This window comes from Flavobacterium aquicola, from assembly GCF_003385115.1.
In the GTDB taxonomy this organism is placed as follows: Bacteria; Bacteroidota; Bacteroidia; order Flavobacteriales; family Flavobacteriaceae; genus Flavobacterium; species Flavobacterium aquicola.
The window spans coordinates 508,950-532,665 of the sequence record NZ_QUNI01000003.1 but is presented as its reverse complement, the minus strand read 5'-3'; the positions used below and the strand labels follow the sequence as shown (position 1 = coordinate 532,665).

The 23,716-nt window shown below is 35.1% G+C and carries 23 protein-coding genes; 15 read left to right on the top strand and 8 right to left on the bottom strand.

The window, feature by feature from the left end:
• Positions 1 to 70: 70 nt before the first annotated feature.
• Positions 71 to 694 carry an FMN-dependent NADH-azoreductase gene (locus C8P67_RS07460; RefSeq protein ID WP_115811911.1) on the bottom strand — a complete coding sequence of 208 codons (624 nt, stop codon included), beginning with the start codon at positions 692 to 694 and terminating at the stop codon, positions 71 to 73.
• Positions 695 to 812: 118 nt separating this feature from the next.
• On the opposite strand from C8P67_RS07460, the gene C8P67_RS07455 reads away from it, so the two are divergent.
• Positions 813 to 1,178, top strand: a complete 366-nt coding sequence (locus C8P67_RS07455) for a winged helix-turn-helix transcriptional regulator (protein ID WP_115811909.1) — start codon at positions 813 to 815, stop codon at positions 1,176 to 1,178.
• Between the two features lie 4 nt (positions 1,179 to 1,182).
• Here C8P67_RS07455 and C8P67_RS07450 read toward each other — a convergent pair whose 3' ends face one another.
• Together C8P67_RS07450 and C8P67_RS07445 are read right to left on the bottom strand one after the other, a co-directional pair.
• Positions 1,183 to 1,905: a LytR/AlgR family response regulator transcription factor gene (locus C8P67_RS07450; protein ID WP_115811907.1), complete on the bottom strand. Its 723-nt coding sequence runs from the start codon at positions 1,903 to 1,905 to the stop codon at positions 1,183 to 1,185.
• Complete coding sequence (locus tag C8P67_RS07445) at positions 1,902 to 2,954, bottom strand: sensor histidine kinase (RefSeq protein ID WP_115811905.1); 1,053 nt, start codon at positions 2,952 to 2,954, stop codon at positions 1,902 to 1,904. The genes C8P67_RS07450 and C8P67_RS07445 overlap by 4 nt, the downstream gene beginning before the upstream one ends.
• Positions 2,955 to 3,595: 641 nt before the next feature.
• Between C8P67_RS07445 and C8P67_RS07435 the strand changes: the two genes are divergently transcribed.
• From C8P67_RS07435 to C8P67_RS07380, 12 genes are all read left to right on the top strand, one after another.
• The gene (locus tag C8P67_RS07435; RefSeq protein ID WP_115811901.1) at positions 3,596 to 5,968 is read left to right on the top strand and encodes a TonB-dependent receptor; all 2,373 of its coding nucleotides are present in this window, start codon (positions 3,596 to 3,598) and stop codon (positions 5,966 to 5,968) included.
• Between the two features lie 10 nt (positions 5,969 to 5,978).
• Positions 5,979 to 6,800: a DUF4249 domain-containing protein gene (locus C8P67_RS07430; RefSeq protein ID WP_115811899.1), complete on the top strand. Its 822-nt coding sequence runs from the start codon at positions 5,979 to 5,981 to the stop codon at positions 6,798 to 6,800.
• 705 nt (positions 6,801 to 7,505) lie between these two features.
• The gene (locus C8P67_RS07425) at positions 7,506 to 8,543 is read left to right on the top strand and encodes a glycoside hydrolase family 130 protein (protein ID WP_115811897.1); all 1,038 of its coding nucleotides are present in this window, start codon (positions 7,506 to 7,508) and stop codon (positions 8,541 to 8,543) included.
• Between the two features lie 51 nt (positions 8,544 to 8,594).
• Positions 8,595 to 10,994 (top strand): glycosyltransferase, encoded by a 2,400-nt coding sequence (locus tag C8P67_RS07420; RefSeq protein WP_115811895.1) that lies wholly within the window; start codon positions 8,595 to 8,597, stop codon positions 10,992 to 10,994.
• A 221-nt stretch (positions 10,995 to 11,215) separates the two neighbouring features.
• Entirely contained in the window at positions 11,216 to 11,689 is a 474-nt protein-coding gene (locus C8P67_RS07415; RefSeq protein ID WP_115811893.1) for a Dps family protein, read from the top strand.
• 239 nt (positions 11,690 to 11,928) lie between these two features.
• Complete coding sequence (locus tag C8P67_RS07410; RefSeq protein WP_115811891.1) at positions 11,929 to 12,687, top strand: MlaE family ABC transporter permease; 759 nt, start codon at positions 11,929 to 11,931, stop codon at positions 12,685 to 12,687.
• A gap of 6 nt (positions 12,688 to 12,693) precedes the next feature.
• Positions 12,694 to 13,428: an ABC transporter ATP-binding protein gene (locus C8P67_RS07405; protein WP_115811889.1), complete on the top strand. Its 735-nt coding sequence runs from the start codon at positions 12,694 to 12,696 to the stop codon at positions 13,426 to 13,428.
• Positions 13,429 to 13,446: 18 nt separating this feature from the next.
• The gene (locus C8P67_RS07400; protein ID WP_115811887.1) at positions 13,447 to 14,205 is read left to right on the top strand and encodes an MlaD family protein; all 759 of its coding nucleotides are present in this window, start codon (positions 13,447 to 13,449) and stop codon (positions 14,203 to 14,205) included.
• A 123-nt stretch (positions 14,206 to 14,328) separates the two neighbouring features.
• Positions 14,329 to 14,523, top strand: coding sequence for a hypothetical protein (locus C8P67_RS07395; RefSeq protein ID WP_115811885.1), 195 nt, complete (start codon positions 14,329 to 14,331; stop codon positions 14,521 to 14,523).
• A 36-nt stretch (positions 14,524 to 14,559) separates the two neighbouring features.
• Entirely contained in the window at positions 14,560 to 15,021 is a 462-nt protein-coding gene (locus tag C8P67_RS07390; RefSeq protein WP_115811883.1) for a sll1863 family stress response protein, read from the top strand.
• Between the two features lie 18 nt (positions 15,022 to 15,039).
• Positions 15,040 to 15,192 carry a lmo0937 family membrane protein gene (locus tag C8P67_RS07385; RefSeq protein ID WP_115811881.1) on the top strand — a complete coding sequence of 51 codons (153 nt, stop codon included), beginning with the start codon at positions 15,040 to 15,042 and terminating at the stop codon, positions 15,190 to 15,192.
• Positions 15,193 to 15,211: 19 nt separating this feature from the next.
• Positions 15,212 to 15,445 (top strand): YtxH domain-containing protein, encoded by a 234-nt coding sequence (locus tag C8P67_RS07380; protein WP_115811879.1) that lies wholly within the window; start codon positions 15,212 to 15,214, stop codon positions 15,443 to 15,445.
• A gap of 83 nt (positions 15,446 to 15,528) precedes the next feature.
• On the opposite strand, the gene C8P67_RS07375 is transcribed toward C8P67_RS07380, so the two are convergent.
• A complete protein-coding gene (locus C8P67_RS07375; protein WP_115811877.1) occupies positions 15,529 to 15,834 on the bottom strand; it encodes a hypothetical protein in 306 nt (101 codons plus the stop codon).
• Positions 15,835 to 16,160: 326 nt separating this feature from the next.
• Between C8P67_RS07375 and C8P67_RS07370 the strand changes: the two genes are divergently transcribed.
• Both C8P67_RS07370 and C8P67_RS07365 read left to right on the top strand, forming a co-directional pair.
• Complete coding sequence (locus C8P67_RS07370) at positions 16,161 to 17,039, top strand: LytTR family DNA-binding domain-containing protein (RefSeq protein ID WP_115811875.1); 879 nt, start codon at positions 16,161 to 16,163, stop codon at positions 17,037 to 17,039.
• Positions 17,040 to 17,173: 134 nt separating this feature from the next.
• A complete protein-coding gene (locus C8P67_RS07365) occupies positions 17,174 to 18,349 on the top strand; it encodes an acyltransferase family protein (RefSeq protein ID WP_115811873.1) in 1,176 nt (391 codons plus the stop codon).
• Positions 18,350 to 18,520: 171 nt separating this feature from the next.
• Here the strand turns inward: C8P67_RS07365 and C8P67_RS07360 are convergent, their stop codons facing one another.
• From C8P67_RS07360 to cysK, 4 genes are all read right to left on the bottom strand, one after another.
• On the bottom strand, positions 18,521 to 19,348 hold the full coding sequence (locus C8P67_RS07360) for a leucine-rich repeat domain-containing protein (RefSeq protein WP_115811871.1): 828 nt from the start codon (positions 19,346 to 19,348) through the stop codon (positions 18,521 to 18,523).
• Positions 19,349 to 19,650: 302 nt separating this feature from the next.
• Positions 19,651 to 21,687, bottom strand: coding sequence for a family 2A encapsulin nanocompartment cargo protein cysteine desulfurase (locus C8P67_RS07355; RefSeq protein WP_115811869.1), 2,037 nt, complete (start codon positions 21,685 to 21,687; stop codon positions 19,651 to 19,653).
• Positions 21,671 to 22,588 carry a family 2A encapsulin nanocompartment shell protein gene (locus C8P67_RS07350; RefSeq protein ID WP_115811867.1) on the bottom strand — a complete coding sequence of 306 codons (918 nt, stop codon included), beginning with the start codon at positions 22,586 to 22,588 and terminating at the stop codon, positions 21,671 to 21,673. Before C8P67_RS07350 ends, C8P67_RS07355 begins: the two co-directional genes overlap by 17 nt.
• 137 nt (positions 22,589 to 22,725) lie before the next feature.
• On the bottom strand, positions 22,726 to 23,646 hold the full coding sequence (gene cysK / locus C8P67_RS07345) for a cysteine synthase A (protein ID WP_115811865.1): 921 nt from the start codon (positions 23,644 to 23,646) through the stop codon (positions 22,726 to 22,728).
• Positions 23,647 to 23,716: the final 70 nt, after the last annotated feature.

Below are 23,716 nucleotides of genomic sequence, written 5' to 3'. Positions count from 1 at the left end.
ACAAATTCATCAAAAAAGAAATCCCTGTAAAATTTTCTACAGAGATTAATTTACGTTGATAATTTACGGTTTAAGCCATCGTATTTGCAAAAGCAATTTCTATACTTTCGACAGCACTGTTAAAAGCTGTCTCCTGCATTCCGGGAATTGCGGTTCCCTCAACGCGAAAAACAGTTGTATCGGTAATACCAATAAACGACAAGAAGTGTTTGACGTATGGCGCAGCAAAATCAAAGGGTTCGTTTTGCCCTATAGTAAAAAGCCCCGCCGATCCAACAGCAATAAATGCCTTCTTTCCTTTCAGCAAACCTTCAGAACCTTTTTCTGTGTAGGCAAAAGTAACCTTGGCTCTGGCAATGTGGTCAAAATAGGCTTTCAGGCTGGATGCAATTCCAAAATTATACATTGGCACACCAATAACAATATAATCTGCTTTCTGTATTTGGGCAACGGCTTCATCAGACTTCTTTATAGCCGTAACTAATTCCAGCACTCGATGCTCAGGCGGTGTAAAAAATGCGTTGATTTGCTGCTGGCTTAAATGCGGAAAAGTTTCTTTGGATAAATCCAAGATCTCAACAATTACTTCTGGTTCATTTTCTCTTATTTTTTCAACAATCAAATCTCCCAATTTATTGGTCAGCGAATCAGCACCTCTAGTACTGGAAATGATATGTAATACTTTTTTTGACATTACTGTTTCTGTTTAAAATTTATATTGCAAATTTACTTTACATTTGCTATAAAAAGATAAGTACTATACTTTTGTATAGCGCTATACAAAAGTATATCAATATAAAAATCAACATTTTATGGGCAAAATATCAGAACTAAAAGGTTGGAAGGATTGTTCTTCCACTTATATATTGGCAGTAAATGACACCATTAATGTTATTAACGGAAAGTGGAAAGCGGCGATTATATCATCGTTATTCTTCGGAAAGAAACGCTATGGCGAAATTGAAAGAGACATTCCGAAAATAAGCCCAAGAATGCTTTCTAAAGAACTTCGGGATTTAGAATCCAACGGAATTGTTCTGCGAAAAGTGTACAGCACCATCCCTATTACTGTAGAATATGAATTGACAAAATCAGGACACGAATTCCGAAAAGTACTGGATGTAATGCTTGAATGGGGCTTAGAACACAGGAAAAATACGCTCGGAAAGAAACCATAAAAAATTACCTGCTCAAAATCTTCTTAGTCACAAATTCATCAAAAAAGAAATCCCTGTAAATATTCCCAATCGGAATTTCGTTTTTTCCAATATTGACAGTATTGTTATCAACCGAATCAATTTTTTTGGCATTTATAATAAACGATTTACTCACTCTCACAAACATTTTTTTGGGTAATTGTTCGTGAATTGTTTTGATGTTCATCGCGGTGATGACCTTTTGGTTTTCGGTGTGCATCACCACATAATCCTTTAAACCTTCGATAAACAGCAAGTCGTTGAAGTAGATTTTTATGATTTTCCTATCAGCTTTAATGAAGAAATAATCATCTGTGATTTGTCCAATATTAGGTCTTGTATTTTCTTTTTGCAATAGCTTTAAATACACTTCAGTCTTATCAACAGCTTTTTGGAAACGTTCCAATTTTATCGGTTTGATTAAATAATCGACCGCATCGACTTCATAACTTTCGAGGGCAAACTCAGAAAAAGCTGTTGTAAAAATTACGAATGTAGTCTGCGGGATGGTTTTGGCAAATTCAATTCCATTTATCCCCGGCATCTGAATATCCAAAAACACCAAATCAACCGAATTGTCAAGCATAAATTTAGAAGCTGTCAAGGCACTGTTAAACGAACCCAACAACACCAAACTAGATGTTTTCTCAATCAACATTTCAATGGCTTCTCTCGCCAATGGTTCGTCATCTACAATGATAGAATTCATAATTTTATGCTTAAGGTTACACTAAAAGTTGTTTCACTGTCTTCAATTTTCAGCAAATGCGAGGCTGGAAACAACAACTCCAACCTGCGTTTTATATTCGTCAGCCCCAAACCTCCCGAAGCGGTTTTCACTGCTTTCAAAATTGGTTTCGAATTTATACATTTAAAAACAAGTTCCTCATTATACACTTTAAATTCCAAGTTCACATACGAAGCTTTTTCGGAGTCGTTATTATGCTTCACGGCATTTTCAACAAACGAAATAAACAGCAAGGGTGGAACCTGAACACCGTTCAAATCGCCTTCCTTTGAAATCACAAAATCAAATTTGTCCCTTCTGATTTTCTCCAAATTCAAAAAATCCTCCAAAAAATGAATATCCGAAGTCAAAAAAACCTTCTCCCTCGCACTGTCATACAACTGATACCGAAGCAAATCACTTAATTTCATCAATACCTGCGACGCTTTATCAGGATCTCTTTTGGTCAAAACATTAGCGTTGTTCAGTGTATTGAAAAGAAAATGCGGATTAATCTGATTCTTCAATTGTTCCAGCTCGGCATTAGCATTGGCCTGTTTCAGTTTGCTGATCAGTTCTATATCCAACTTCCATCGTTGAAATAATTTTATCGCCGATGAAGCCAAAATTACTACTATCAAAACAAACGAAAAAGAAAAAATATTTATATCATCATCCGCAGTATCGAGCCGGACCTCAGCCCCATAAAAATAGCGATTGCTCCTATGAATCAAAACCGAAACCATAATAATAACCAATACTGCAATTGCATATTTTTTATACTGATTCCCAAATAAAAACTTCGGAACCAAAACATACATATTGCCGTAAACCAATGCCAAAAACATGATCATCGAAACAATTCGGCTAATGGTTTCGGTCGGTTCCGTATATTCAGGATCACTGTTGAATAATGCCAATCCGAAAAAAGCAATCAAAAACAAATGCCTATACAGCCTCAGTTTAGCCGAAGTCAGGAACTGAATCGCCCAATTTTCATTAATAAAATTTTCTTGTAATGGTTTAGTCATATCATAAATTTAGTGTAAATATTCAGCTTTCAAACGCAGTTTAGTTATTGTTTTTTTTTTTAGGAGCAGAATATTTAGCTCTCTCATCAACATTCGTCCCGCTATCCGTTTCAATCTTATAAGCCGAACCCCGGCTTATAAGGATTTCCACTTCTATCGGGGCTAAAAATCAGCATCTGCTTTTCATAAGCTTTTAGGAATGTTCCTAAAAAACGAATACCTACAAGGTTAAAAAAACCTTGCAGGAACTCACTGATTACCGAATAATTACAATGCTTACCACAAATGTAAAAACTAAAAAAAGTAGTTGATCGTATTTTATACAAAAGTGTTTTGTTTTTATACGAAAAAGGTAAATAGATTGGCTTTCCCATCAAGTTTGTCATCCCGACGGAGGATGGATCTTCGTAAGTAGCTCCACAATCAAAGTCCTTAAGTGTGCAGAGTAGCAGGCGCAGTTCGCTCGTTCCTCGGGATGACAATATTGCGTGATATTCTTTGTCTAAGCCATACTTCATTAAACTTCAAAAAACCACCCAAAAGCCATTTTGATATAAAAAATAATCACTTTGGTATAATTCAAAAAAGACGAATTCCATTAAAACCTAGTTTCGCCAAAAATCTTTATACCCATCTACTAAATGAAAAACAAAATCCTATACCTGTTCCTGCTCTCAATGACGGCATTTACCGCTTTTTCGCAGGGAAAAGTAACACTGAGCGGAACCATTGCCAACAAACAGAACAACGAAACCTTAATCGGCGTGAACATCACAATTCCCGAAGCAAATGTTTCGGTGATTTCTAATTCCTATGGCTTTTATTCCATTACATTGCCAAAAGGAAATTACACCATCATCATGAGTTCTATGGGTTTTGACACAATCGAAGAATCCATTTCATTGACAGAAAACACCAAAAAGAATTTCGTGATGATCGAAAACAGCAAAGCTCTACAGGAAGTTATTGTCCATTCGAACAAAACCAAAGCCAACATTCGCAAACCCGAAATGAGTACCAATAAACTCTCGATTGCCACAATCAAAAAAATGCCGGCCGTGATGGGCGAAGTCGATGTACTGAAATCGATTTTACAACTTCCGGGTGTGACCAACGCTCAGGAAGGCGCTTCGGGATTTAATGTTCGCGGTGGTTCGGTCGATGGAAATTTGGTGCTATTGGACGAAGCGGTGGTTTACAATACTTCGCATTTGTTTGGCTTTTTTTCCGTTTTCAATTCGGATGTGATTAAAGATTTGAAATTATACAAAGGCGGAATTCCAGCTAATTTTGGAGGACGAGTTTCATCGGTTTTAGATATTTACCAAAAAGAAGGAAACAACAAGGAATTCCACGCCACGGGCGGAATCGGAAGCATTTCTAGCAGATTATTGATAGAAGGCCCGATTGTAAAAGAAAAAGGTTCTTTTGTCATCGCGTCCAGAGGTTCGTATGCACATTTGCTTATGAAACTCGCAGACGAACCCAACTCGGCTTATTTCTATGATATCAATGCCAAACTAAACTACAAACTAAATGATAAAAACAGCGTTTTCGTTTCGGGCTATTTTGGAAAAGACAATACCAATTTAAACAACGCCATCATCAATGATTACGGCAATTCTCTTATTAATTTGAGGTGGAACCACATATTTTCGGATAAAATATTTTCGAATGCTTCGGCTATTTACAGCGATTATAATTATGGTTTACAAATCAATTCAGTCGGAATTGATTGGAAATCGGATGTCAAAAACTATAACTTCAAGTATGATTTCAAACATTATGTTTCAAATAACTTGACTTTGAATTATGGTCTGAATTCGATTTACTACACTTTCAATCCGGGAACGATTGATGCTTTTGGTGAAACATCAAGCATTAACCCGAAACAAATTCCCAAGAAATATGCCTTCGAAAACGCTTTATACATCAGTGCTGAACAAAAACTATCCGAAAAATTATCCATCAACTACGGACTTCGTTTCAGTGATTTTCACCGCCTAGGTCCAGAGGAAATAAGCACTTATTCCAACAATCAGGCGGTTCTTTTCAATCAAGATTTCCAAATTTATGAAGAGGCAACTCCAACGGGAACCATTAGTTATAAAAAAAATCAAAAAATTGCAAGCTTCAATAATCTTGAACCGCGTATGGCTGTGGCCTATTCGTTCAACAATAATCAATCTATCAAGGCGAGTTACAACCGAATGAGCCAATATTTGCATTTGATTTCGAATACGGCATCAGCATCACCGCTGGATATTTGGGCACCGAGCGATCAATATCTTAAACCCGAAATTTTAGATCAGGTAGCTTTTGGTTATTTCCAAAATTTTAAAGATGACAAATATTCCATCGAAGCAGAGACATTTTATAAAAAGACCAAAAACAAAGCAGATTATATAGACGGCGCCGAACTGATTGCCAATGATGCCATCGAAAGAGTGCTCCTGAACGGCGAGGCACGTTCCTACGGTTTGGAATTATTATTCAAAAAGAACAGCGGAAGACTAACCGGATGGATTTCCTACACCCTCTCGAAAGCGGAGCAAAGAACACCCGGCCGAAATGCTGATGAACCCGGAATCAACGCCGGCCAGTGGTATAGAGCCAATTATGACAAACTGCACAATTTATCGGTTACTTCGGCTTATTCTTTATCTCCAAAATGGACGCTCGGCGGGATTTTCACATATCAGTCAGGAAAGGCAGCGACTTTCCCGAACGGCAAATACCTGTATCAGGGAATGACCGTTCCAAGTTACGGACTGCGAAACGAAAACTCTCTTTCGGCCTATCATCATCTGGATTTATCTGCCACTTACGTTCCAAAACCTGAAAAGCAAAAAGGCTGGCAAAGCGAATGGGTTTTCAGCATTTACAATGTTTACAACCGAAGCAATGCCGCTTCTTATACTTTCGGGCAAAACCCAGACACTGGAGACAGCGAAGCAAGAAGAATTTCCATATTTGGAATCATCCCAAGCGTAACCTACAATTTTAAATTCTAAAACTTTCAAAATGAAACTATTTATAAAAACATTAATCGTCACAATAGGATTGTTCCTTACAGGCTGTGAAGACGTAATCGAAGTAGATCTGAACACCGCACCTCCAAAATTAGTAATTGATGCATCGATTGATTGGGTAAAAAATACCGCCGGCAACGAGCAAAAAATCACATTATCGACCACAACAGGCTATTACAATGAGGCATTTCCAACTGTTTCGGGAGCAAGCGTTGTGGTGACCAATTCCACTAAAAAGGCTTTCCAATTTACTGAAACGACAACTAAGGGAGAATATGTCTGCGTTAATTTTGAACCCGTTATCGGCGAAAGCTACACCCTGACAATTAGCTTAAATGGTCAAACTTACACCGCCACCGAAACGCTTATCAATACACCCGATATCGAAGACCAAATCGACCAAAACGACAAAGGCGGATTTGGGAGTGATGAAGTCGAAATCACCTATTATTTTCAGGACAACGGCGCTCAGGACAATTACTACCTGCACAGTTTTGTAAATCCCCGCGTGGCCTACCCCGAATTTCAAGTGGAAAATGACGAAAATACCCAAGGCAACCGCACTCCTGTGTTCTACTCCAACGAAGACTTAAAATCCGGCGATGTGATCAATATAAAGCTCTACGGAATTTCAAAAAGATATTCAGAGTATTTTAAAAAAATTTCACAGGCATCGGGCAATGGCGGAAATCCATTTCCAACGACTCCGGTCGGCGTTCGGGGGAATATCGTCAACCAGACTGACAGCAAGAATTATGCTTTTGGCTATTTTAAATTATCGGAGGTTAACGCTAAAGATTATACTATAAAATAGCAAAATATTTAGGATTATAAGCCAATATCTTTTCCGATTACATTTATAAACTTGATTTTTTTTCGCCAAGATGCAAAGAAATCTGTTCTGAACTTTGTGCTTCTGCGTCTTTGCGAGAATTATTTTTTGGAAAAAGCATTGTGCAGTCTTCGCTCAATGATATAGGTTTAATTTAGACCTCATTTTACCTGCTAAAATCTGTATACTCTATTTTTTACAGATTTTAGCAGATTCTTTCCAAATATCCCATCACCACACAATAACTTCCCAGTGAATCATATTGTAATAAATCTGGTTCACTCTTTTCTGTCTGTTATAAGCCAAACAAAATTCCTTTTAATTAGAAACAACTTATATCATTTTAAAATCTGTTGGTCAATATATTAATTAAAACATATCCACTAGTCTTATTCCTATTAGGTTTCTACTATTACTTTCGGACTTTTTTATAAAAAATCAGCCTTTTTTTGAAATGATAATTAATAAATTATTAACGGCATCTTAGCCCGCTCATTTATTTTTTATCCGTAACTTTTAGAACATTTTTCAGCACTGATTATCAATAAATTGATTCTTTTATTTTTCTCAAAAAAAGCAAAAAGTGTGAATATTATAACTTTTTGAAAAAGTAATATAATTACTTCTGTTTTTTAAAATTGAACTTTATAATCCCAAATTAATAAGCCTGATTGTGGAATAAAAGTTATGATAGAAGTTAAAAAACATGGAATAATACTTGAACAATCATCACTGGATTTTGAAAATGAAGGTGTTTTAAATCCTGCTGTAATTAGAGAAGGAGATTTTGTTCATATGTTTTACCGTGCAGTGAGTAAGAGTAACTATTCCAGTATAGGATACTGCAGATTAATGGGGCCTTTGGAAGTCGAAGAGCGAATGAAAAAACCTCTTCTTTCGCCAGAATTTGATTTTGAAAGTCATGGAATGGAAGATCCCAGAATTGTAAAAATCGAAGATTTATATTATCTCACGTATACGGCTTATGATGGCGTAAATGCCTTAGGAGCTTTGGCAACTTCTAAAAATCTAATAGATTTTAAAAAATTAGGAATTATTGTTCCACAGATTGAATACAAGGAATTTGATGAGCTGACTGATCTCAATGAACCAACGGATGAAAAATATTATCGCTATAATCAGCACAATACAATTCTTGAAAAAGAAGGACTGAAAGTACTGCTTTGGGATAAGGATGTTATTTTTTTTCCAAGAAAAATAAATGGTAAATTTTGTTTTCTGCACCGCATCAAACCTGAAATACAAATAGTGACAGGGATTGAATCATTAGAAGATTTAACCGAAGAATTTTGGCATAATTATTTGATGAATTTCAAAGAAAACATATTGTTTTCACCCAGTCATGATCATGAAATAAGTTATGCGGGAGGCGGCTGTCCGCCAATAGAAACTGAATCGGGCTGGCTTATTATTTATCACGGTGTTCATAGTTCATCGGTCACCTATATATATGCCGCCTGCGCTGCATTGTTTGATTTAGAAAGCCCTCAGAAAGAAATTGCGCGCCTACCTTATCCGCTGTTTAAACCGGAAGAAATCTGGGAATTGAAAGGTGATGTAAATAATGTATGCTTTCCAACTGGTACTGCTGTTTTTGATGATACTTTATATGTTTATTATGGCGCTGCAGATGAAAGAATTGGATGTGCATCAATGAGCTTATCCCAATTATTAAAAGAAATACTCTTATACAGAATAAATTAAAAATTATACACCAAGTAGAAAAATTATACACCAATTGAAAAATTACACACCATGAAAAACATCCCATTATTTTCGACAAATGTAAATAAAGAGCTCAAAATTGGTTCTAAGACAATAGCAGATTTTCAAAAAAACGAAAATAAACTGCCGGAGGTTTTGTTCCTTACCACATTTCCGCCACGAGAATGCGGTATAGCAACATATTCTCAAGATTTGATTTTGGCACTAAACAACAAGTTTAAAAAATCGTTTGCTATAAAAGTTACAGCTTTGGAACTGCAAAATGAAAAGCACACGTATTTGGATGATATATATGCCGTTTTAGAAACAGATAATCAGAACTCGTATGTAGAATTAGCCAAAAATATTAATAGAAATAAAAATATCGAAATAGTTTTAATTCAGCATGAATTTGGATTATTTAGAGGAAATGAGGAAGATTTTATTTCTTTTCTAAAATCAGTCAATAAACCAATAATTATGGTTTGTCATACTGTACTGCCCCGTCCAGACGAAAAATTCAGACAGCATGTTCTGGAGATCGATTCTATAGCAGATGCTTTTGTGGTAATGACAAATAATTCAGCAAGATTATTAGAAAGTGATTATAATGTTCTTCAGAATAAAATTACTGTAATTCCGCATGGAACGCATTTAGTACAGCATTCAGACAAAGAAGTTCTCAAAGAAAAATATAATTTATCAGGGCGAAAAATCATATCCACTTTTGGACTGTTAGGTTCTGGAAAAAGTATTGAAACCTCACTAGACGCCTTACAAAGCATTGCAAAAGCAGAACCCGAAATTCTATTTCTAATTATTGGAAAAACTCATCCCAGCGTTTTTCGAAATGAAGGAGAAAAGTATCGAAATTTTCTCAAAGACAAAATTACAGAGCTCAAACTTGAAAATCACGTCAAATTTGTTGATGCCTATCTGCCATTAGAATCTTTACTTGAATATTTACAGTTAACGGATATTTATCTGTTTACTTCCAAAGACAGAAATCAAGCGGTCAGCGGCACATTTTCCTATGCGATAAGCTGTGGCTGTCCTATTATATCAACCCCAATTCCTCATGCTGTCGAAGTATTAAAAAACGGAACCGGAATAATTGTCGATTTCGAAAATCCGCAGCAATTAGCAGAAAATGTTATAAAATTATTGGGTAATGAACCGCTCCGAAAAAAAATTGCTCTCAACGGAATTCACAAATTAGCACCAACCGCCTGGGAGAATTCGGCAATTGCTCATGGAAAACTGTTTGAAAAAACAAGTGCTAAAAAAATAGCATTGCAATATAAAATTCCGAAAATCAATCTTAGTCATTTCAAAAAACTTACTACATCATTTGCAATGATTCAATTTTCAGTAGTCAATCAGCCTGATTTGGGTTCTGGATATACTTTGGATGACAATGCAAGAGCTTTGGTAGCCATGTGCCACCATTTTGAACTGACAAATGATCCTGCTGATCTAGAATACATCAAAAAATATTTCAATTTTATAAAATTCTGTTTTCAATCAGATGGTTATTTTTTAAATTATGTAGACGAGGATATGAATTTCACCAAACAAAACAGCGAAAACCTAGCAGATGCTAACGGAAGAGCTGTCTGGGCTTTAGGATATTTAATATCTATCGGGGATTTACTGCCTGCATCATTAAAAGAAGATGCCGATTTAACAATGCAGACAGCATTAATTAATGTAAACAAAATTCATTCTACCAGAGCAATGGCCTTTATTATAAAAGGACTTTACTACAGTAATTTAAATCATAAGTCAATTAAAAAAACTGAATTAATCCAGCATTTTGCAGACAAACTAGTTCAAATGTACAAGCATGAGTCCAAAGAAAACTGGCTTTGGTTTGAAGGCTATCTTACCTATGCCAACAGCATCTTGCCGGAAGCAATGCTTTGCGCCTATTTAGCCACTGGAGAACACAGCTATAAATTAATTGCCAAAAAATCTTTTGACTTTTTATTGTCCAAAATTTACAAAAACAACAGTATTAAAGTAATTTCAAATAAAGGCTGGCTTATCAAGGGGCACGAGTCGGAAAAAGAACCAATCGGGGGCGAACAGCCGATAGATGTTGCTTATACAATACTTGCTCTAAGTAAATTTTACGAAGTTTTCCGAGAAAAAGAATACCTGCAAAAAATGGATATTGGATTCAGCTGGTTTTTAGGAAACAATCATTTACATCAGATTATTTATAATCCATGTACAGGAGGCTGTTACGACGGATTGGAGGAAGACTACATTAATTTGAATCAAGGTGCAGAATCGACAGTAAGTTATCTCATGGCTAGACTTACCATACAGAAACACCTGAACCAAAAAGCTCGAAAAAACAAGGAGAGCGCAATGATATCAGCAAACAAATTGAGATCAGGCATAAAAATCGATAACAGCATATCCTACGTTAGAGCATATAAATAGAAATTATATAACTTTTTATGAAAATTGTATAAGAAGTTAATACACGTTTTTGTAGAATTTTACTTTAAAGAAATTAATAAAATAATGGGGGTTATTGACATTTAATTTCAATAAAAATAATCAATGTTGTTTCGTCAAGAGAAGAAGCTAATCACCTAAAAAATATTTTTTTGGTCCTAACAAATGACATTGATATTTTTTTATTCTAAAAAAGAAAAAGTATGATACCTAAAATTGGAATTACTGAAGATCATCTGCAAAAAGCATACAGCCTTCTTTCGGTTGTATTATCAGATGAAATGACGCTGTATGTCAAAACCAGAAAATTTCACTGGAATGTGGCAGGCGACAGTTTTATGGAATTACATAAATTATTCGAAGAACAATATACAGAACTTGAACTTATAATAGATTTGGTCGCAGAACGGATTGGTAAATTAGGGGGAAAAGCAATCGGAACGATGAATGAATTTTCGAATCTTTCTCGAATTAAAGAAAATCCAGGAAAATATCCTGTCCAAAAAAGTATGATCTCTGAACTGTTAGCAGATCATGAAACGATTATAAGTGAATTACGAAAAGACATAGACGAATCTGCTGACGAAATTCATGATGCAGGAACAGCAGATCTGCTTACAAAAGTATTACAGCAGCACGAGACATTTGCCTGGGTCTTGAGAAGATATTTAGCTTAGTCAATTTGGTTAAATTAATTTGTGGTTTGGTTTAATGGCTGCCCTGGTAAGGCAGCCATTTTTTTATGCGCTTTATAATTTTAAAAGCAAAAAATCAAGTGTGAATAATGCAGCTTTAAGTAAAAATTTTATAAAGTAATTCTTCTATAATAGATTTAATTTTATAACGCTGTCAACTGACTATTAACACCATAGAGTATTAATTTAATTAAAGCGACAATATATAAAACTATACTATCTTGACACCATACTTAAAAAATATTTTTGAAGAAACAGGTAATATTTCCTTATTTATCAGCAGGTTTTTTAAAGAACTTTTTAAACCTGTTTTTCAATTTCGGGAATTCACCAGACAATGCTTTGCTCTTGGATACAAAACTTTGCCATTAATCACTATTACAGGATTTATAATGGGATTGGTGTTAACCATTCAGTCACGCCCTACTCTGCTGAAATTTGGAGCCGAATCCTGGCTTCCCAGTATGGTTTCACTGTCTTTAATCAGAGAAATAGCTCCAGTAATTACTGCTTTAATCTGCGCCGGAAAGATAGCTTCGGGGATTGGAGCCGAACTGGGTTCTATGAAAGTTACAGAGCAGATAGATGCGATGGAAGTTTCGGCAATTAATCCCTATAAATATTTAGTAGTTACGCGAATTCTTGCAACTACATGCATGATTCCCATATTGGTTTTCTATGCCGATTTTATTGGGATTTTGGGAGGCTATATTGGTTATAATATTCATGGCGACATGAGCATCTCGCTCTATTTCTCTGAAATGCTTGAAAGTGTTAAATATCTTGACATTTTTCCGGCAACTATAAAAACTTTTTTCTTTGGTTTTTTTATTGGAGTAATAGGCTGTTACAAAGGATTTAACGCTTCCAATGGAACTGCAAGTGTTGGTATTGCAGCAAATGAAGCCGTTGTTGCTGCTTCACTTTCCATTTTCATTATAGATATGCTGGCTGTCCAGATAACTGATTTATTTTTCTGAAAAATTATGGAAACACAACCAATCATAGCAATCAAAAATTTACATAAGTCCTTCGGTCAAAATAATATCCTAAAAGGAATTAATCTTCGGCTGAATAAAGGTGAAAATTTAGTTATTCTGGGACGCTCAGGTTCTGGAAAATCTGTTACTATTAAGTGTATTGTAGGTTTAGTAAATGCCGACAAAGGAAGCATCAAAATTTCCGGCAAAGAAGTTACAAATTTAAAGTATGATGAACTTAATGATCTAAGAGTCAAAATTGGTTTTATGTTTCAAAATGGAGCGCTGTATGACTCCATGTCTATCAGACAAAATTTGAAATTTACCTTAAAGCATCATACGCGCGACCTATCGGAAGAAGCTATTGAACCTGAAATTATTAAAGCGCTGGAAAGCGTTGGTTTACAAGAATCAATAGATAAAATGCCCGCCGAATTATCAGGCGGTATGCAAAAAAGAATTGCATTGGCCAGAGCACTAATCATCAAACCGGAGATTATTTTATATGACGAACCAACTTCCGGTTTAGATACTATCACGTCAAGAGAAATCAGTGAATTAATACTAGATGTTCAAAAAAAATACAAAACAAGTTCCTTAATAATTACACATGATATGGCTTGTGCAAAAATTACCGGAAATAGAATTTTGATTTTGAAAGAAGGAGAAATCATCGCCGAAGGAACCTATGAAGAATTGGAAAAAAGCAAGGACGAATGGGTACGTTCCTTTTTTATTTAAATATTAAAAACTTACGTCATGAATAAAGAAGCCGAATCAAATTGGAAATTAGGAATGTTTGTAACCATAGGATTGATACTATTTATCCTGATTATTTATTTTGTTGGAAAACAGCAGAACTTATTTGGCGACAACTTTCAATTAAAATCAAAATTTAAAACAGTCAGCGGTTTAAAAATTGGCAACAATGTGCGTTTTTCTGGAATAAATGTTGGAACGGTCAGCGAAATTGAATTGGTTAATGATTCCAGCGTTGTCGTTGTTTTGACAATACAGAAAAATGTACAAAAATATATTAAAACAGATGCAAGAGCCAGTATAGGTTCTGATGGTTTAGTGGGAGATAAAATACTTGCTATTTCACCCGGAAGTTCATCCAATAAAATCATTAAAGACAATGCTTTTATCCAGTCGACAAGTCCAATAGAAATGGACGATTTAATGAAAAGCGTTAAATCCAGTGTGGATAATGCCGAAATTATTACCGGCCAGCTGGCGCAATTTACCTACAACATGAATAACGGAAAAGGTACTTTATCTAAATTAATGAATGACAAAGATTTTGCAAAAAAACTGGATGCTACTATGTCAAATCTTCAATCAGGAACAAAAGGATTGAGCGAAAATATGGAAGCGGCAAAACATAATTTTTTACTGAAAGGCTATTTCAACAAAAAAGAAAAGCAGGCTGCGAAAAAGAAAGAAGAGTTAAAAAAACAGGAATTGAAAAAGAAAGAAGAGGCAGAAAAGAAAGCCGACTCCATCAATAAAAAATAAATTTTAAAAATTTAGTAATAGAATATGGAAATAATATAATTTATCTAAAAAGTTATGTAAGGCTTTATTTCTTAAATCGGTTCATCTTTGTAATGTACTCCAGTAACTTCTAAAACTCTAAATATGGCAAACCGACTAATTACAGCTATGGAAAATAATTCTATAATTGAAAACCCGAAAGAAATTACAGTGCAGCACAGCACTGTAAAATATCGTGAAGAAACACTAGGATATAACGAAGTAATCAATCAAGTAGATCAGGAATATTACCATAAAATTCAAGGCTGTTCGGTAAAAGAGCACCAGCAATTTGGATAAAAACAAGAAGTATTTAAACAATTAAATTAGTGAAAAATGAAAAAAATAATATCTATTCTGCTGATTTCAGCATTTAGTACAGCACTATTTGTAAGCTGTAAACCTTCTACAAAAGAAGAAGAAGCCGCACAGGAAAATGTCGAAGAAGCAAAAGAAAATGTGCAGCAGGCTAAAGAAGATCTTGCTGTAGCCAAAGAAGAAGCGAACGCTGAAGAATGGGAAAGCTTCAAGAAAAACGTGGACACTATCATTGAAAAAAATGATGCCAAAATTGAAGTTCTACAGCAAAACATAAAAAAATCAGGCAAAAAAGCCAGTGCAGAATATCAAAAGAAAGTTGATGCTTTACAGGAAAAAAATGAGGAGCTAAAAGTTAAGATAAAAACATATAAAAATGATGCACACTCCGATTGGCAATCTTTTAAGCGTGAATTTAACCACGATATGGACGAAATAGGAAATGCATTTAAAGACCTAACAGTTGATAATAAAAATTAATCTTAAAAAATAGAAAACATGAGCAATTTACTTTATACCGTAGCAGTTATTTTAGTCATTTTTTGGGCAATTGGATTTTTTGCCTATAGTGCAGGATCAATCATTCATATTCTTCTTGTCATAGCAGTTGTTGCTGTTTTATTGAGACTTATTCAAGGAAGAAACGTTTAATTATAAAATAATATAAATTATGAGCGCAGGTAAATTAATATTAGGGATTTTGGGCGGCGTTGCTGCAGGAGCTATACTAGGAGTTTTATTTGCTCCAGAAGAGGGCAAAAAAACAAGAAAAAAAATCGCTGATAAAGGAAATGACTTTGCTGGCGAAATAAAAGGAAAGTTCGAGGATCTTTATAAAAATATAAAAAACCATCAGGAAGATCTTTTGCAGGACACTAAAAATTTAGCCACAAATAAAAAGTAAAATTAAACTTTGTCAAAAAAGTGTAATTACAAAAAAAGACTATTCGTTTGAATAGTCTTTTTTGTTTACTTCAAAGAAATAATTTAAGCCATAAACAAGGCATACTTATTATAATTGTATAATACTAAATCATAAGGAACTAATTTTGCAGCTATTTTTTCTGAGGAAGCATTAAATTTTATGTTATTATGTTTCCTAAATAAATAAATCTCTTTCAAACAATTAGACAGACTCTGATGGATTAAACTTGTAAAAATTGGCAATGGCTTATCTCCTGCCAATAAATCGATCTGGTAATTAGAACTGCTTTTGGACAGATTATTTCCAATGATTCTTATCGTAAAAGTTGTTGGAACACCATTTTGCTCTCCTTGATATTGTACTACCATAACTATTATGTATTAAAATGCGGTTAATTAAACTTTAAGTTAAAATTATTTTTCTGCTGAATTCTTTATTTAAGCTTTTAAAAATATGAAATTGATATAATAACAACCATTAAATCATCAATTCATCACAAAGCTACTTAATAAAATTATTCGAAACCGATATTGAGGGCTAAATTTTTCATAAAATATACAGGAGATAAATTAGGTCTTGAAAAACAATTAAGAGCTGTAGTCAGTACGATTATACATATATTTGCTTTAGAAATAAATTAACGATTCTGCAGAACGGAAAAAAGTTAACATCATACTTTCAAGATAAATAAAAAATGAATCAACAGCGATCACTGCAAGACTTTTTGAATCAGCCGTATCCGTTTTATTATGAAGGCAAAAAACTCCTTCAGATTGTAGGTATCATTTTTTTGATCTCTCTTTTTTTCAACTATATGCTCCAGCCTTTTGAGGTGAACCCGATGGAGCAAAAAATGCCTTACTTTTGGATTTGCTTTATTCATTCAGCATCACCAATATTCATTCTTTTGTGTACCGCATTAATCTGCAGATTTTTCCCAAAAGCCACTGATGACTGGAAAATTAAAAATGAATTCATTTTGGTTTTCTTTTTAGTGCTTTTTACGGGAATAACTCAATTTTTAATTCGGGACTTGATCTATAATAATCCTATGAATTGGTCCTGGAGGTATTTTGGAGAAGAAATATCTAATTCATTTATCGCAGGTATTTTCATTTGCCCCATAATCATTTCGATTAATTTAAATCGCCAGCAGCTTAAAAACAGACAAAAAGCAGAACAGATTTCATCTTCGATAACCAATACTGAAGAGCCATTACATAATACGCTGATAACTATTGAAACGGAAGTAAAATCAGAAAAATTTATTTTTGAAAGCCATAGTTTTATTTATGCAAAAGCTGAAGGAAACTATGCCGAAATATTCCTGCATAAAGAAGAAAAAGTAAACAGACTTATTAAAAGAATCCCAATCAAAAATTTGGAAATGCAGCTTAGTAGCTTTCCATTTATAATTAAAACTCATCGGTCAGTTCTATTAAATCTCAATTATATAGAAAATGTTTCGGGAAATGCGCAGGGATATAAAGTACAATTAAAAGACTGCCCCGAGACGGTTCCAGTATCAAGAAACTTCATTCAATCATTCGATTTGGCAACTTCAAAGCGATAAAACAGCTTGTTAGTTATCCCAAATAAGTGACAGTTGTCCCAAAACAGTGCCTTTCGTCACATAATCTTGCGATTCAGAACAAGTATTTGCAGTGTTCTTTTTTTGCTCACACATTTGCAAAAAACTTTAGAACTATGCGTAGATATGATTTAGACTGGCTTCGAGTAATAGTATTTGGATTACTCATTTTTTATCATGTAGGAATGTTTTTTGTGGCTCCAGACTGGGGATGGCACATCAAAAACAACATCACCTATGAATGGATTAAATATCCCATGTTATTTTTAAACCAATGGCGGTTACCTATCCTTTTTGTAATTTCAGGCATGGGAACATCTTATGCTCTTTCGAAAAGAACTGCCATTCAATTTGCTTTTGAAAGAACCAAAAAATTACTGCTTCCCCTAGTTTTTGGAATGTTAGTAATTGTACCGCCACAGGTGTATCTCGAAAAACTGTCCAAAGGACTCATTAGTGTTAGTTATTTCAACTTTTGGCCTGCACAAGCCTTTATAGGAACCTATCCCACGGGGAATTTAAGCTGGCATCATTTATGGTTTATTCCCTATTTACTGCTTTTTTCATTGGTACTGATTCCTGTTTTTATATTTTTAAGAAACAATCCCAATAATATCATTATTAAAACCACTGCAAAAATATGCCAAAACAGATGGAAATTATACTGGTTTATAACACCGCTGTATTTAGCTGAAGCTTTTATAGAACCGTTTTACCAAGAGACTCACGCTTTGGTCGGTGATTGGTTTGTTATCACGAGCAGTATCTTTTTATTCTTTATCGGATTTTTATTAATCTCCGTGAAAGAAACCTTTTGGAAAACGGTACAAGAAAATAGAACGATCTATTTAAAATGCGGTATTGCTGGCTTTACAGCGCTGCTATTTATCATCACTGCTTTTGAAGACGGATATGTAAGGCATTTTACAGAAGCTTTAATCAAGGTCTTTTCATTTTGGTCGTGGATTCTCACACTGTTTGGTCATGCCTCAAAATACCTCAACAAGCCAAGCAAAACATTAAGCTACTGCAATGAAGCTGTATATCCGTTCTACATCTTACATCAAACAATAACAGTAATTTTGGGTTATTTTTTAATGAATTTACCATGGAATTCTTTTTATAAATTCTCAATAATGTCCATTGGGACATTTGCAATCTCTTGGGTGATTTATGAGTTTTTAATTAGAAGATGGATCCTAATCAGACCATTTTTCGGATTGCATTATAAGAATAAATTGCCGACAGCTGAGTTTCATCATCAATCCTCGAATTCCATTTTTGCAGAATAATAAACAGACCTGAATGGAAACATTTCTGCTTTAATTATTTTAACTAATAGCTGCAGAAAAGTATGAAATTCTATAAAACGAAAAACCCTGTAACGTATGATTTTTACAGGGTATTCTAACTAATGTATAAAACAAACAATCTTCTTTTTCTCTACTCGCAGTTATTAAAATTTAACCTTTAATAACCGGTAAAGAAACTACATTTCCTATCTCGTTTCTCATGGTCATATTCAGCTTGTCTAATAGTGATAATCTATTAGAAACCATGCCCGTAAACAAATTATAAGAAATATTCATTTTTTTTAAATGGATCAATTTATCCAATTCCTTAGGCACCTGCCCTTTAAAATCATTATCAAAAAGATTTAAGTTTTCTAATAATATAAGGTTTCCAATGGCAGGACTTAACTTTCCAGTAAATCTATTGCTGTACAATGAAAGAAATTTTAACGATTTTAACTCATAAAAAGAAATAGGCAGTTCACCTTGAAAAGAGTTTTCATATAAGGAAAAATTTTCAAGTGCAGACAGTTTACCAATTTGCGGAGGCAGTGCACCAGATAAAATATTACGATCAAGAATAAGCGCCTGTAAATTAGGAAGTGTACAAATCGAAACCGGAATAAAACCTGTAAGCTTATTAAACGAAAGATCTAATAATTCCAGCGCTTTCATGTTGCCTATATTGAGCGGAATTTCTCCATTCAATAAATTGGTACTTAAATTGAGTTCCTGCAAATTCAGCAAAGTAGTAATTTCAACAGGTATGCGGCCTGTCAGGTTGTTATTTTTCAAATTTATGGAAACTACCTTGTCATCAACCACTTTTACTCCATACCATTTTTCCATTGGCGCAGAAAGATCCCATTTGTTAATCCACTTACCGCCGTTGGTAGCTTGGTTCAATTTTATCAGAACTTCCTTTTCAGCTTTAGAAACAGCAGAAACAGAAAACGAAAAAAATACAGTAAAAATTAGTAGTGTAATTTTATTACTCATTTGCTTTATTTAAAGTTGGTTAGTCCAAAATAATTAAAAACTTCGCTAACAAACAAAAAAAATCGATTAATTAACACAAATAAAATTACAATTAAAAAATATCTTACAAAAAAAGTGCAACGATTCAAAAATGAATTGTTGCACCTACAAAAAAAAAAATCAAGTAAAATAAACTAACCAAGTTTAAACTTTAGACAGGAAATTTTCACTTCCTGTTTTGGATATTTTAATCACAAAAAATATTTTTTACTAGCCTTAGTTTCATCAAAAGAAAATAAACAGGCATTTTTGTATTTAACTTTTTATACTTTTTTATTTTTTAACTTCCAGAGTGTTTCTATAAAAACATCCACATCCTGAGTTGTATTATAAAATGCTAATGACGGACGGACAGCAGTTTCTACACCCATTCTTCTCAAAATAGGCTGTGCGCAGTGATGTCCTGTTCTTACGGCAATTCCTTCTTTGTTTAACGCCTGACCAACCTCTTCATTAGTAAAACCCTGCAGATTAAAAGAAAGAACACTCGCTTTATTGGCAGCAGTTCCAATCAATCGAACGCCTGGAATCTGTTTCAGCAGATTGGTTGCATAGTCCAATAAAAAATGCTCATACTGCCCAATAACTTCTATTCCGATTTTCGAAACATAATCAAGTGCTGCGCCAAGACCGATGGCATCTGCAATATTTCCTGTACCAGCTTCAAAACGATTCGGTGCTTTGTGGTATTTTATCTCCTCAAAAGTCACATCCTGAATCATATTTCCGCCAGACTGATACGGTTCCATCTCGTTCAGTAAATCTTCCTTGCCATAGACAACACCAATTCCTGTAGGACCAAATATTTTATGTCCAGAAAAAACCAGCCAATCTGCATTTAGATAGCTTACATCTACTTTCATATGTGAAACAGACTGTGCGCCGTCCAAAAGTACTTTGGCTCCAGCCGCATGAGCCATCTCAACCATTTGTTTTGCTGGAGTAACTGTTCCTAAAGCATTTGAAACCTGAGTAAAAGCAACCAGTTTTGTTTTAGAATTCAGCAGTTTAGCATATTCGTCTAACAGAATCTGTCCGTCATCGTCCACAGGAATCACTCTTAGTTTCAAGCCTTTTTTATCGGCAAGACGTTTCCAGGGAACAATATTCGCATGATGTTCTAAATTACTGACAACAATTTCATCGCCTGCCACTAGATTATGATTTCCCCAGCTTTGAGCTACCAGATTGATTCCTTCGGTTGCACCGCGGACAAAAACTATTTCGTTTACAGAACGCGCATTCAGGAATACTTTCACTTTTTCGCGGGCCGCTTCATACGCATCCGAAGCTCTGGCTGCTAATTCGTGTGCCGCGCGGTGAATATTCGAATTCTCATGCTCATAAAAATAGCTGACTCTGTCAATTACTGATTGCGGTTTTTGAGTGGTTGCTGCATTATCAAACCAAATCAATGGCTTGCCGTTTACAGTTTCTTTCAAAATTGGAAAATCTTTCTTAATGATATGCGGATCAAAATTTGCCCCTCCAAAACCTTCAAATTCATTGTGGCTTACAGGAGTTACATCTGCTTTTTTAGAATCAAAACCAAAAGGATTCTGATTTAAAAAATAATAAGAACCCGGTGTGTCAATAATACCTGGAGTCGTTACCAAAGAAGGAATTCCAAAACTGGAATTAAGTGCTTCTAAAGCTGTTTTTAATTCAGCTTCAAAAGAAGAATGCTCCAATTCGAACGGCAGATAATTCTGATTCAAAGCCGATGAATTAGTATCATTTTTTCCAAGATTCACATCATTGAAACCCGTCTGAGGATTATCAAGATTGACATTATTTCCCGTTTGAACTCCCGATGGCGAAACCCCGCTCCCTGCAGCAGGTGCTGAAGCAAAACCTTCGCTGATATCAACATTCAAATCACCCAACTGCGAAATATTTTCGATACTAGGATCTGAAAAAGCATTATTATATCCTCCAAAAGCAGGTGCCTTTCCGTACTGCGTCACCGAAGGCGATCCGCCAAACCCGCCAAATGAAGGCGGTGTCTGCACTGACCCTATCGGACTGGCTGAAACTGCCGGCGTCGCCAATGGTGCAAAACCAGACTGCCCCGCCAAAGTATCGTGATTACTTACCGGAAAAACTGCATCTACACCTCCTAAATTGCCAGCTGATAAAAGCGTTTCGGCAATTTTGGTGGCACGAGGATGTTCACTTGCATTTGGGCTTAGCGAGATTTCTTTTGGAAATTCATTGGGCAATGCACTGAACAGCTCATTGGCTAACTTTTCCAAGTCATCAATATTCGGCAGTCCTGCTGTATTAGTATTTATACTCATGGTACTTACCTATTTCTACGTCTTCTAATACCGCGATAGCATCATCCACAGTTACTGCCAATGAACAATACAGTGATACTAAATAAGAAGCAATGGCTTTTTCGTTAATTCCCATGAAACGTACAGATAATCCTGGAGACTGTTCTCCTTGTAAACCTGGCTGAATAAGACCAATTACACCCTGACGGCTTTCTCCTGTACGCAATAAAATGATTTTAGATTTACCGTCTTTAATTGGTAATTTATCCGAAGGAATAAGCGGTACTCCTCTCCAAGTCAAAAATTGAGATCCAAACAAAGAAGCTGTTGGAGGTGGTACACCGCGGCGCGTACACTCACGTCCAAACGCAGCAATTGCTAACGGGTGCAAAAGGAAAAAACCTGGCTCTTTCCATACTTTTGTCAATAATTCATCTAAATCATCCGGTGTTGGTGCTCCTGTTCTTGTTTTTATAATCTGCGAAGGCGCAACACTATTCAATAAACCATATTCTTTGTTGTTGATTAATTCGCTTTCCTGACGCTCTTTAATAGTTTCAATAGCCAAACGCAATTGTTCAGAAATTTGATTATACGGTTTGCTGTACAAATCAGAAACACGGGTATGTACATCAACAATAGTCTGAACTGCAGCCAAATTATACTCACGAGGATTATCAATATAATCCACAAAGGTATTAGGCAAAGTTCTCTCGTCTCTCGCGGAACAATCAACTTCGATGTGGTTAGCATCTTTTACTTTATTCAAACGGTATACTCCAGATTCTACAGGAACCCAATGCAAAAGATGTGTAAGCCATCTTGGGCTTGTTGCCATTGTCGGTACCGAACGTGTAGCGATTGCTAATTGTCTTGCTGCTACGTCTCCTAACGCAGTCTGCTGTTTTTTTAATTCTGCCATTTTTTCTTGGTTTTAGGTTATTATGTAATACTTGAAATTCTTTTTTTACAAAAATCAACACTCTAATTTAATGTATTTCAATCAATTAGCAACACTGTTAATTCTTCTTTTAATCTTTAAAATAAGCCGATAAACGATTATAAAGCGGTATCAAATAACTCGTCTATCGATAAATATCGTTCTCCTGTGTCATAATTAAAAGTCAGGATTACGGCATCTTTTGGTATTGCACTCAACTTATTAGCAACAGCTGCCAATGCTGCTCCTGTAGAAATACCCGCAAAAATTCCTTCTTCTTTGGTCAGTTTTTTTGAAAAAGCAAAAGCATCTGATTTTTCAACTGTAATAATTTCGTCTATATATTCTCTATTAAAAACAGCTGGAACAAATCCCGCGCCAATCCCTTGAATCGGGTGCGGAGCTGGCAGTCCGCCACTCAAAACTGGAGACAAAGAAGGTTCTACTGCAATAGTTTTTAATTTTGGAAAATGCTGTTTTAAAATTTTTGAAACTCCGGTAATATGTCCTCCCGTTCCTACGCCGGTTATTAGATAATCAATTCCCTCAGGGAAATCATTTAAAATTTCCTGAGCCGTTGTTCTTTCATGAACTTCAACATTTGCAGGATTATTAAATTGTAACGGCACAAATGAATTTGGAGTTGAAGCCGCTAATTCATGTGCTTTTTCTACAGCACCTGCAGTTCCTTTTTCTCTTGGAGTCAGGACAAATTCGGCACCATAAGCATTCATTATTTTTCTTCTTTCAATACTCATCGATTCCGGCATTACCAAAATCACTTTGTAGCCTTTCACCGCAGCTACCAAAGCCAGTCCAATTCCAGTATTTCCAGAAGTTGGTTCTATAATTACCGAATCTGGATTTAACAATCCCTTCTTCTCGGCATCTTCAATCATTGCAAGCGCAATTCGGTCTTTGATACTTGAACCCGGATTTGCTCTCTCTAATTTTGCCCAAACCTGATGCGTTTTAAATAATTTATTCAGTCTTACATGGGGCGTATTCCCTATGGTTTCTAAAATACTTTGATATTTCATAATGTAGTTTTCATTTAATTAATTTCTCTCACGAAGGCTATCTTTTTTTTTGGGGCCACGGATTTAAAAG